The organism is Flavobacterium sp. (assembly GCF_044368625.1).
In the GTDB taxonomy this organism is placed as follows: domain Bacteria; phylum Bacteroidota; class Bacteroidia; order Flavobacteriales; family Flavobacteriaceae; genus Flavobacterium.
On the sequence record NZ_JBIPPD010000086.1, the window covers coordinates 1 to 12,401 of the forward strand.

Sequence of the window (12,401 nt, forward strand, 5' to 3'; positions counted from 1 at the left end):
TTTTTTGATAAAAATAACACTTTTTGAGTAGAAAATAAATTTCCTTTGCACCCTAAACTAGCATCATGGACAAAATTTACTACCTCGCTTCCTGCGATACTTGTCGGAAAATTATAAAAAACCTCCCGAAATCGGCCGAATTGGAGTTTCAAGACATTCGTCAAAATCCCGTTACCGAAGAACAACTGGAAGAATTACATCAACTTGCCGGAAGTTATGAAGCGCTTTTTAGCAAAAAAGCACAATTGTACAAATCGATGGATTTGAAAAGTAAAAATTTAACCGAAGCCGACTATAAAAAATACTTGCTCGAACACTACACTTTTTTGAGTCGTCCCGTTTTTATCGTTAAAGGAAAAGTGTACATTGGCAACAGCCAACCCAGTATTCACGCAGTTACCCAAGCTTTACAATAATGTCAAAAAGATATTTGGCCTTACTTGCGGCAACATTTGTCTCCATTATTTACGGCGTTACGTTTACCATTGCTAAGGATGTCATGCCGGCTTACGTTTTACCTTTTGGCTTCATTGTCTTGCGAGTTGGAGGATCCGTCGTACTGTTTTGGTTGATTTGGTTTTTTGTACCCAAAGAGAAAATTGATCGTGCCGATTTCCCCCGAATTATTGCTGCCGCTTTTTTTGGGGTGGCGTTCAACATGCTCACTTTTTTCAAAGGATTGAGTTTGACCTCACCCATTTCTGCCTCGGTTTTAATGGTTACCACACCCATAATCGTCTTGATACTTTCTGCCCTAATTCTCAAAGAACGCATGCTCAAACGCAAAGTGTTTGGGATCATCTTGGGACTTGTTGGAACCGCATTTTTAATCCTGTACGGAAAATCGGTTGGCGATGCTACGAATGCCAACTTGGGTAATGCACTCGTCTTTGCCAATGCCATTTCATACGGATTTTACCTCATTGTGGTCAAAAAATTAATGGAAAAATACAATGCATTTACCTTTGTCAAATGGATTTACTTGTTCGGATTCCTGATGGTTTTACCGTTTGGCTGCACCGAATTGCAAGCCGTAGCCTTTGCAGAAATTCCTGTTGACATTGCTTGGAAAATCGGCTTTGTCGTTTTCTTTTCAACGTTTTTAACCTACTTGCTCAATCTACTTTCGATGCGTGAATTGAAACCCACCACCGTGGCGGTTTTCATTTACCTGCAACCTGTTTTTGCCACTGTTTTCGCCATCGGATTGGGCAAGGACGAACTCAATGCCGTTAAAGTAGGTGCTGCAATTTTGATTTTTTCAGGCGTATTTTTAGTAACTCAAAAGAAAAATTAAATTTTTGGAGCGGTCCCGAAGTTTCGGGAGTTTAGGTTTTTTCATTCCGAGGCTTCGGGACATATTCCCGCTATCGCCTTTATCCCCGATGAAAAATCGGATCCCGATAGCGATTGAACCCTATCGGGGGTATTTACGTTTTTACATTTTCTTTTGGACTGACTTGGGAATTTATAGCATCTGTACTTATAAACTGGTCTTTTTCAACTTTATAGTTTCACAATGGTTACTTTAACAGCCTCTAATCTAAAATAGTTTTTTACTTTAGAGATAAACACTAACTGCTTGATAACAATCCACACTGGCTTTAATTTACGATAAGTTTACACCCTTGGCTCAAACCGTCTTTGGTATTTCTTATATTTAAAAAATAAATGCCATTTGGGAGAAGTCCGTCAAAAACCAACTCCTTATGTATAATTTTACCCAAACTATGAAGTTGCCCCAAAGAGTTGTGGATAGAATATTCATATTCTTCTTCGCGCAAACCCACAATTTGAATTGAACGTGTAGTATTAGAAATTGGATTGGGGTAAACGGACAATGCTGCCAAGTTGTGCTCCTTTGAATTTAAATTTCCACACAAGTTTATTTCTACATTCCGGTGTGTATGCCAGTAATCTTCTATTACTACAGCTAATGAGTCCGCAAAAATTTCCCTGTTCGCTGCTGAATCTCTGATACCTGAAAAGTTCAATTCCATCTGAAAACCATTAACTGCATTATTTGGCGCATAACAAGTATGATTTGCTGTGATATATCCTCCACTGTAATAATTGGAATTTAAAGCTGGAAACGGAATTTGAGCGCTTGGAACAGCAGGATATCCTTTGATACCCAATAGCGTTCCAAATGCGTTTGTACCCCTTAAAAGTTGGGCATGTGTCGCATTGTTTTGGTTATTTAAAGCTAAATTTTTGATCGAACTGTAATTGAGGTAGTTGCTGGTATTTAACGTTGCATCAGATAAAGCTAACTCGTCATCATATAACAAATATCCCAACTCAATACGTTGGATAGGGTTTCCATGACCGTGTAGGTCTATAAAAAGCGTATTAGAATTTGAAGATAAATTAGCATGATTCTGAGCTGTAGCAATAAAAGACTGAAATTCTGTCCATGCTAAAACAGCGGCTGGATTTCCGCAAGCGCCATCGGTAACATTTCTATTGCAATCCAGTTTTGCCCTTTTTAAGTGCGAAATAATAATGTGTGGGTAACAACCTGTTTGCTCAAAAAGCGCGAGCTTGATTGCCAAAGCTGTCTCAATGGTATTTACATCCGTGGCAAAAACAGGATCATTACAAGTTCGGTTTGGAATAGAAACCGGGTCTAAACCGCCTCCGTGTGGTACTGAAATTACAATAGGCAAAGTACCTTTTTGATATTCTATATAATTATTCGTTCCAAAAAAAACCTCCTGAGCAAATCCAAAATTTAAAAAAAAACTTGCTAGTACAATAAAAATAATTTTTTTCTCCATTGTTTGATAATTTATCCTCAAAGATATTCCTAAATAATTGTAAATCACAATAAAACAGCTGTAAGAAATCTTTCGCCTCGTTAAAAAGTATGCCCTTACTTTTGATAAAACTCAACACAAGAGGATGAAGTGCCTAAACCCGTATCTTTAATAAAAATAGTGCTCATTATTTTGAATTTGTTTGACAAGCAATAGTAATCAAAATGCACAATCCTTGTTAACAAATAATCATCAAATAATATCCAAATCATTACGCCTTAACTTTTACGAAACAATCAGCAACTCCCTTTTAAACATTACTTATTCTTTACATAAAACGGGTTTAACAATTTGAGTTGAATTTTGTGGGAAATTAACTTAATCTCAACACAATGTTTAAAAACTACAAAACCAGAGGCCTCTTGTTCCTTTTAATGGTAGTGATGCATACCTCTTCTTGGGGTCAATCACTTGTACACTATTGGAATTTCAATAACAATGCAACAGTACAAACCATTACTACACCATCTCAAAGTGTGGTTGCAGGTGCAGCAATTTTGGCTATCGCAGGCGGAACAAGCACTATAGATGCAGCAGGCGGAACGGGACAAAACTTTAATGTCTTGAATTTGAACGCACGAAATGGAGACGTTTCCGGAACCCATTTGCGTTTCAACAATCCTATTGGTGGTCAATTGCAGTTTGATTTGCCTACAACAGGATTTGAAAATATAATAGTTAAATTTACCACCCGTCGTTCGGGTTCAGGTGCAGGAACACAAGTTTGGAGTTACACAACCGACGGAACTACTTATCTTCCGTACACGAATGTTCTTCCTAACGACGGCGATCCTGGTTTAATTACTTTTGATTTTTTATCAAATACCGCCGTAAACAACAATCCAAATTTCAAATTGAGAGTTGCTTTTGAAGCACTTCCAGGCGGAACGGGTGGCAACAACCGATTTGACAATTTCACTACAGACGGAAACGCTATTGGTGGCGGTGACACCATCGCTCCTGTAGCTGTACTTTTACCTGCCAATAATGCTACAAATGTTGCCATCAACATCCAACCAACCATTTCCTTTAATGAAAATGTACGCTTGGTAAACAATGATCCTTTGACCAATACCAATGCGGCTTCGGTTGTGGAGTTGCGTTTAAATAATGCTACAGGAACTTTGGTCCCGTTTACTACAACTTTTGCAAACAATACCATTACAATCATTCCATCGACAGCATTGGCAAATTTGCAAAACTATTACCTAGCCCTTTTGCCCAATACGGTAGAAGATTTTAGTAATAATGCCGTTTCAGTTGCATCAACTGGTATTTTCACAACCATTTCGGTACAAACGCAATTTGAAGCGGGCGATATGGTTTTTGTAGGCTACCGAATGAATGCAACCGCTACGGAAGACGAAGTAGCATTACTTACTTTAGTCGATATCGAACCGGGCACTTTTATCTTTTTAACCGATTCAAAATACACGAACAATGCCCAACCCCAATGTTCTAATGGCATTACGTGGACTTTAGGAGCGAATGAGTGTGTAACGGCAGGATCCGTAATTACGATACAAACTGCTGCTTTACTTGCAAATAAAGGAACCGTAACTGGTTCTGGTTTCGGATTGAGTTCAGGTGGTGATCAAGTGATTGTTTACACCGGTTCTGCTGCAAATCCAAACTATATTACTGCATTAAGTTCCAACGGATGGGTAGCGTCTAACGCCTCTTGTAGCGGAAGTTTATCCATGATTCCTGCTGGATTAGCAGACGGAACATCGGCATTAAATACCAGTACCGCTCCAGGAAATGTTGCCGGAAATGCGGTCAATGCATTTTACAACGGTACACAATCAGGAACGCCTGCAGCTTTGAAAACGGCGATTTTAAATCCCGCCAATTGGACCGCAGTTGATGGTGGAACAGCACCTCAAACGTGGCCAACTTGGAATTTCCCGAGCACCTTGCAAGTCTTAAATGCTGTGGTAACCAGTAACAACACGATTCAAGTGACTTTCAGCCAAGACGTAAACGCGGCTTCGGCACAAACATTGGCCAACTATTCGGGTGTAGCCAATTTAACTTCGGCAGTAGTTGCAGGTCCAACCGTGACATTGACATTCGGAACGCCCTTTGCAGCAGCAACAAACTATGCTTTGGTTATTGACAACATTCAAAACTCCAGCAATGTAGCCATGACTTGTCCGTTTTCGTTCAACTTTGCTTTCAATACAAGCGTTTCTTTGGCATCCAATTTTATCAAAGTAAACGAGAATGCAGGAACTTTGAGTTTTGTAATAAATTTAAACAGTCCAGCGGTTTCTTCAGTTGATTTGGTAGTAAAAGCAGCTCCATTCAGTACCGCTGATGCCAACGATTTTACGTTGACCACACAAACATTAAATTTTACAGGTTCAAGTGCATTGACGCAAACCATCACTATTCCGATTATTGATGACGCTACTGCCGAACAACAGGCAGAATATTTTGTATTGAGTTTGGAAAATCCGGTTGGTTTAACAATCTCAGGCGACACATTCGCTACGATTTACATCATCGACAACGACAGTGCAGCACCAACCCCTTCTCAACAAATTGAATTGAACTACGTGGGAAGTTTTGATCCTTCGGGAAACAATACAAGTACGTGCGAAATTACCGCCCACGATCCCATCAGTCAGCGTTTATTTGCCACCAGTGCGATTGCAAATTTCTTAGACATCATCAACTTCAGCAATCCAGCGGCTCCATCATTGATTACTTCAATCAATATGGCTCCTTACGGCGGCATTACAAGTGTTGCCGTTAAAAACGGAATCGTTGCCGTGGCTTCGCCAAATACCGACGGAATGCTCAACGGATCTGTAGTGTTTTTCGACACTAATGGTGTTTTCTTGAAGCAAGTAACCGTAGGAAATCTGCCTGATATGCTTACTTTTACCCCAGACGGAACTAAAGTTTTAACAGCCAACGAAGGCCAGCCCAATGCCAATTATTCCATTGACCCAGAAGGTTCCGTAAGTATTATTGATATTTCGGGTGGTGTTGCCAATTTGACACAAGGAAACGTAACCACTTTGTTGTTTACACCATACAATGCACAAGAAGCAGCATTGATTGCTTCAGGTGTTCGAAAACTGAAATTGACCAGTACATTATCGCAAGACTTCGAACCTGAATTTATTACCGTAAGTGCCGACAGCCAGAAAGCTTGGGTTACGTTACAAGAAAACAATGCGATTGCCGAAATCAATTTGGCAACCAATTCGTATACCAGCGTTTGGGCATTGGGTACAAAAGACATGAGTTTGCCCGGAAACGGCTTTGATGCTTCTGACAACAACAACGAAGTTTTGATTGCCAACTGGCCGGTGAAAGCATTTTACATTCCCGATTCTATGGCAAGCTACACCGTGGGCGGCGTGACGTATTTGGTTACCGCCAATGAAGGAGACGAAAAAGAATACACAGGCTTGGTAGAACGGGTTGCCGTTGGAGCAAGTGCTTATGCACTGGATCCGACTATTTTTCCAAATGCAGCCATGTTGAAACAATCCCACAATTTGGGTCGTTTCAGAGCTACAAACTTGAATGGAAATTTAGATGCCGACGCCGAATTTGAAGAGATCAATGCTGTAGGAGCCCGTTCGTTTTCTATTTTCAATACCGCAACACAGCAAATCGTTTTTGACAGTGGCGATGATTTTGAACGCTACACCGCCGCCAATTATCCAACCATTTTCAATGCCGATCACGAAAGCAATACGCCAAAAGTGAGAAGCCGTGCCAAAGGTCCAGAGCCAGAAGGCGTTACGGTAGCTACGATTGCCGATCAAGCATTTGCTTTTATAGCCTTGGAACGTGTGGGTGGTGTGATGGTGTACAACGTTACCAACCCCAACAACCCTACGTTTGTGGATTACAAAAACACCCGAAGCACCTCAACTTACGGTGGCGATCAAGGTGCTGAGGGAATCATTTACATCGAACCAGCCAACAGTCCGACGCCAAATACCGGATACATTTTGGTTTCCAATGAAATCAGTGGTACCATCACGATTTTTGAAGTGGATGCCACAACGCTTTCGACACCCGATGTTGAAAACAACAACCCAAAAACGTTTGTGGTTTTCCCAAATCCATCGAATAAAGGAATGGTGTATTTTAACCGAATGGCCGACATCCAGCTGTTTGACAGCACTGGAAAATTAATTTACCAAGCCAAAAATGCACAAACCATCGATACCTCAAATCTTTCTACCGGAATGTATTTTGTAAAAACATCCGAAGGATTGGTTCAAAAAATAGTGGTGAACTAAATTTTAAAAAAAATTAGTATTGAGAAGCCTCCAGAAATGGGGGCTTTTTTTTTGTGGGGAAGTTTTGGAAAAAAAACACTTAACAAAAGCTAAATTATTCCAAAATGGAATATCAAAATCTAATTACGAATATTGTATTATGGAATAATTTTTAATTCCAAAACCATGAATGAAAAGAAAATAAACCAAGTCATATCCTATCAATTAGTTAAAGCCCGTGAAGCACTAGGTTTCACACAGATGAAAGTACAAGAAGACAAAATTATGAGCCAAAGTAACCTATCCAAAATTGAAAACGGAGTAAAAAAAATTAGTGCAGCCAAACTTTTTCTACTGGCTGATTATTACAACCAACCTATTGAATATTTTTTTAAAGATGCAAAGTAGAACGCTACGATTTATCGACCTTTTTGCGGGAGCGGGAGGTCTTTCAGAAGGATTTATACGTGCCGGTTTTAAACCAGTAGCTCATGTTGAAATGAACAAAGATGCTTGTGATACTTTAAAAACAAGAACCGCTTTCCATTACTTAAAAGAAAATAATAGAATTGAAGAATATTACGATTACTTGAAAGGGGAAATTTCAAGAGAAGAATTTTGGAACAAAATACCCGATAACTTAATAAAATCAGTTATCAATTCTGAAATTTCTGCTGAAACACTACCCTCTATTTTTGAAAGAATTGATAAAGAACTCGGTAAAAAGAAAGTTGACCTAGTAATTGGTGGCCCACCTTGCCAAGCCTATTCTGTTGCTGGTAGAGCAAGAGATCCTAAAGGAATGACAGAAGATCCAAGAAATTATCTTTATAAATATTATGTTGAATTTCTAAAAAGGTATCAACCTAAAATGTTTGTTTTTGAGAATGTACCAGGAATCTTATCGGCTAATAATGGAGGTTATCTTGAATTGATATTTGAAGCTGTTAAAGAAGCAGGATATGAATTAGACAAAAGAGTTTTAAATGCTAAACATTTTGGGGTACTTCAAGACCGGAAACGAGTAATAATCATTGGGTGGAAGAAAAGTTTAAAATTTAAGTATCCTCTTTTTGAAGAAAATGAACCTCAATTTGAAATATTAAAAGATTTGTTTTCTGACCTACCAAAAATTAAAAATGGTCAAGGTGCATGGGGAGTTGTAGAATATGCTAAAGAAACAAATACTTATTTAGAAAAATCAGGTATAAGAAATGGAGTAGATTTTACATCTCAACACATTGCAAGACCAAACAACCAAAATGATTTAGAAATTTATAAAATAGCCGTAAAAAAATGGGTATCAGAAAACAAAAGATTAAACTATGCAGAATTACCCGAAAGATTAATAAAACATAGTAATACAAAGTCTTTTACAAATAGATTTCAAGTTGTAAACCATGCTGGAGTATCACATACTGTTGTGGCGCATATTTGTGCTGATGGACATTATTATATACATCCCGATATTAAACAAAATAGATCAATTACAGTAAGAGAAGCGGCAAGGATACAATCATTTCCAGATGATTACTTTTTTGAAAAAAGCAGAACTACAGCATTTAAACAAATAGGAAATGCTGTACCGGTTTTGATGGCAGAGGGAATTGCTAAGAAAATTAAGGAAATGCTGTGAGTGAAATCTTAAAAGCAATTTCTACAAAAAATTTATCCGTGCCGAGTTACTATAAATTACCTATTTAAAGAATTTTATGCCATTAAAGAACAAATAAGCTCCAATAAATTACTGATTATGCACCAATACAAAGCCGAAAACGCCAAACCAAATCCAAAATCAACAATAAATTCATATCGTAGTTTTGGTTATAATCTTTCAACTGCAATAGCGGATATAATAGACAATAGTATTTCTGCTAACGCTGATACTATTGAAATTGATTTTTCATGGAAAGGCAAAGATTCAGTAATTTCTATACTTGATAATGGGAAAGGAATGAATATAGAAGATTTAATTATTGCTATGACTCCAGGAAGCAAAAATCCTGAAGACACTCGAGATGAAAAAGACTTGGGCAGGTTTGGTATGGGACTAAAAACGGCTTCGTTTTCGCAATGTAAAAGGCTTACAGTTATCACAAAGAAAGAAGGTTTTGCTACAATTAAGCGTTGTTGGGATATTGATTTTATAAACAGTGAAGAGGAATGGACTTTATTAGATTATGTTTCAGATGTATCTTATTTAGATAAAGTTGATAAATTAAAAAGTGGAACTTTTATTGTTTGGGAATTATTAGACAGAATTGTAGGTAATTCTAAAGTTGAAAATGAGGCGGTTAAAAATGCTTTCTATCAAGAAATGACTACCGTAAATGAGCATTTAAGTTTAGTTTTTCATCGTTTTATTGAAAGTAAAAAAATCAAGATTTTTACAAATACTTATGAAATAGAACCGTGGAATCCTTTCCTTTTAAACCTTACTCCGAAGCCTGAAATGGGACAATTAGAAGTGTTAATCAACAATGTTGAAGTAACATATTTTATTTTGCCTCATATGTCAAAAATTAGTAATGAAGATTATGAAAAATCGGGTGGACCTTTAGGATGGTATCAACAACAAGGTTTTTATATATATCGTGGTGACAGATTACTTGTATCTGGAGATTGGTTAGGAATTGAAAAAAAGAGAGAGTATTCGAAACTAGCCAGGATTGCTATTAACTTTCCAAATGCAAATGATTTTGATTGGAACCTTGATATAAAAAAATCAACAGCAACACCACCAATAGAAATAAGAAAAGAATTAGCCAGAATAGCTAAAATAGCTGTAATGAAGTCTGCAAAAATATATAATTGGAGAGGTCAAAAAACAGTGTCTTCAGATTATAATAGTCAATCTTTTGAGAGTTTATGGAAAGATGAAACAAACAGAGAAGGAATAAAAAAATATAAAATAAATAAGAAGCACCCAATTATAAAACAATTGCTTGATTCTGAAAAAGAGAATAAGCTTTTTTCAAAAGCTTTAAAACTTATAGAAGAGAATATTCCATTAGAATTGATTTTATACAATCAAAATGAGAATCCATCTTTTCATGAATTAGAAAGCATTCCTGAAATTCCTAGTGATGATTTAATTCAGTTAGCAGTCGAGTTATATAAAATTTATATTACTCAAGGAATACCAGAAAATTTAGCAAAACAGCAAATAATGAATTCAACTCCATTCAATCTATTTCCATTAATAAATGACTATTTAATATGAACGATATTAAGAACTCGGCTAGATTAATAGCGCATACACTTTTGTCGCATGCAAAACAAAATGAAGAAATTACAGATGAAATAATTTTGAACATTATTGACAGAGTTGAGGCGACAATGGCTTCAGTTGGTCAAACAATTGATAAAAGAGAATTATTTGAAATATTAGTTGCGGATTTCAGTATAGGCAAAGGTTCAATTACAGAAATGAATGGAGATATTACTCCATGGCTCTATTCTAGAAAAGATGATATTAATTGGGAATTGTGGAGTAGATATAAATCTTATATGCACGAAAAAGATCCTTCTTTTCCTATTAATGATTTAGATGATTTTACAGATAAAATATTAGATAAGTGTTATAATCCAAAAGAATCAGGTTCTTGGGATAGAAGAGGTATGGTTGTAGGTCATGTACAATCAGGTAAAACATCAAACTATGTTGGTTTAATTAACAAAGCTACTGATGCTGGTTATAAAGTAATTATTGTTATTGCAGGAACAATAAGCTCATTGAGAAGACAAACTCAAGAAAGAATTGACGAAGGCTATATTGGAAAAAGTAGTTCTGCATATATTAACAATTATGGTGAAAATAAAATAATCGGAGTTGGTAAATATAAAGTTGACACTGATATTTATTCGTTAACATCTTCTTTTTATAGAACTGGTGACGAAGGAGATTTTAATCAAGGTATAGCCAATAGATTAAATATTCCAATCGGAAAAAATCCAGTTGTTTTTGTTATTAAAAAGAACAAAAGTATTCTTGAAAATTTGATAGATTGGTTTTCAAAAGATTCTAATATTAGAGTTGTGAATGGTCAACCAAAATTATTTGATGTCCCTGCGTTGATAATTGATGATGAGGCTGATGCTGCTTCTGTTAATGCAACTAAAGATATAAATGACATCAAAGCCATAAATAAGTTAATTAGAACTTTATTAAATGTATTTGATCAAAATACATTTGTTGGATATACTGCAACACCTTATGCTAATTTATTTATTCCGCAAGATTTCAATGATGAATTAACTACTGTTGTAAAAGGTAAAACTTACTTTATTGGTGAAGATTTATTCCCAAAAGATTTTATTATTAATATAATTGCTCCAAAAAATTATATTGGAGCAGCTAAAATATTTGGTTTAGAAAATCCTATAACTGGTGAAACTCACGAACCTTTGAATGTTTTTAGAGTTATTGATGATTACGACCCACCTTTTTTTAGAACAATAAATAAAACCAATAAGGATGATTTACCTGAATATTTACCTGAAAGTCTGGAAACAGCTTTAAAATCATTTATTCTTACTTGTGCAATTAGAAGATTAAGAGGTCATGAGAAAAAGCATAATTCTATGTTAGTTCATGTTGCGCTTTATGTTAAATGGATTGATAGAGTGGCATCTTTGGTTAACGAAAGAATGAAAGATTTTAAAAATTATATAAGTGCTAACGATACACAATTTTTAAATGAATTAGAAGAATTATTCAATAATGACTTCTTACCTACAACCGAAAATGTAATTGAAAATATAGATTACAAAGACAGTAGAATTGAATTACATGATTGGGAAAGTGTAAAAGCGGAATTAAAAAAAGCAGCTTCAAAAATTGATGTTCGTGCTGTTCATGGAACTCGTTCAACAACAAATTTAGAGTATCATAATATTGATGAAATTGATTATTCTAGATATGACGAGGGTTTGTCTGTAGTAGCAGTTGGTGGAGGTAGATTGGCTAGAGGAATAACTTTAGAAGGTTTATCAACGAGTTATTATTTAAGAACAACAAGAATGTATGATTCTTTGATGCAAATGGGAAGATGGTTTGGTTATAGACCAGGTTATGTAGATTTATGTAGGTTATATACAACAGAAACCATTTATGAATGGTTTAACCATATAACAATGGCTACTGAAGAAATGAGATATGATTTTGATGAAATGACTACTCGTAATTTAAAACCCAAAGATTTTACATTAAAAGTTAGAAATCATCATGGATTATTAGCAATCACAAGTGTCGCTAAACTTTTTTGGGCTAAAGATATTACAATGTCTTTTTCTAATTCAAATAAGCAGACATACCTATTACTTAAAGATA

The 12,401-nt window shown here is 36.0% G+C and carries 8 protein-coding genes; 7 read left to right on the forward strand and 1 reads right to left on the reverse strand.

The window, feature by feature from the left end:
- Window positions 1–65: 65 nt before the first annotated feature.
- The gene (locus ACIQ2X_RS08190) at window positions 66–416 is read left to right on the forward strand and encodes an arsenate reductase family protein (RefSeq protein ID WP_396178440.1); all 351 of its coding nucleotides are present in this window, start codon (window positions 66–68) and stop codon (window positions 414–416) included.
- Window positions 416–1,297 (forward strand): DMT family transporter, encoded by an 882-nt coding sequence (locus ACIQ2X_RS08195; protein WP_396178441.1) that lies wholly within the window; start codon window positions 416–418, stop codon window positions 1,295–1,297. The genes ACIQ2X_RS08190 and ACIQ2X_RS08195 overlap by 1 nt, the downstream gene beginning before the upstream one ends.
- 307 nt (window positions 1,298–1,604) lie before the next feature.
- Here the strand turns inward: ACIQ2X_RS08195 and ACIQ2X_RS08200 are convergent, their stop codons facing one another.
- On the reverse strand, window positions 1,605–2,780 hold the full coding sequence (locus ACIQ2X_RS08200; RefSeq protein WP_396178442.1) for a T9SS type A sorting domain-containing protein: 1,176 nt from the start codon (window positions 2,778–2,780) through the stop codon (window positions 1,605–1,607).
- Window positions 2,781–3,151: 371 nt separating this feature from the next.
- Between ACIQ2X_RS08200 and ACIQ2X_RS08205 the strand changes: the two genes are divergently transcribed.
- From ACIQ2X_RS08205 to ACIQ2X_RS08225, 5 genes are all read left to right on the forward strand, one after another.
- Entirely contained in the window at window positions 3,152–7,090 is a 3,939-nt protein-coding gene (locus ACIQ2X_RS08205) for a choice-of-anchor I family protein (RefSeq protein ID WP_396178443.1), read from the forward strand.
- 165 nt (window positions 7,091–7,255) lie between these two features.
- Complete coding sequence (locus tag ACIQ2X_RS08210; protein WP_396178444.1) at window positions 7,256–7,477, forward strand: helix-turn-helix domain-containing protein; 222 nt, start codon at window positions 7,256–7,258, stop codon at window positions 7,475–7,477.
- The gene (locus tag ACIQ2X_RS08215; protein ID WP_396178445.1) at window positions 7,467–8,705 is read left to right on the forward strand and encodes a DNA cytosine methyltransferase; all 1,239 of its coding nucleotides are present in this window, start codon (window positions 7,467–7,469) and stop codon (window positions 8,703–8,705) included. Before ACIQ2X_RS08210 ends, ACIQ2X_RS08215 begins: the two co-directional genes overlap by 11 nt.
- A gap of 117 nt (window positions 8,706–8,822) precedes the next feature.
- Complete coding sequence (locus tag ACIQ2X_RS08220) at window positions 8,823–10,292, forward strand: ATP-binding protein (protein WP_396178446.1); 1,470 nt, start codon at window positions 8,823–8,825, stop codon at window positions 10,290–10,292.
- A partial coding sequence (locus tag ACIQ2X_RS08225) for a Z1 domain-containing protein (RefSeq protein ID WP_396178447.1) occupies window positions 10,289–12,401 on the forward strand: 2,113 nt, incomplete at its 3' end. The genes ACIQ2X_RS08220 and ACIQ2X_RS08225, both read left to right, overlap by 4 nt.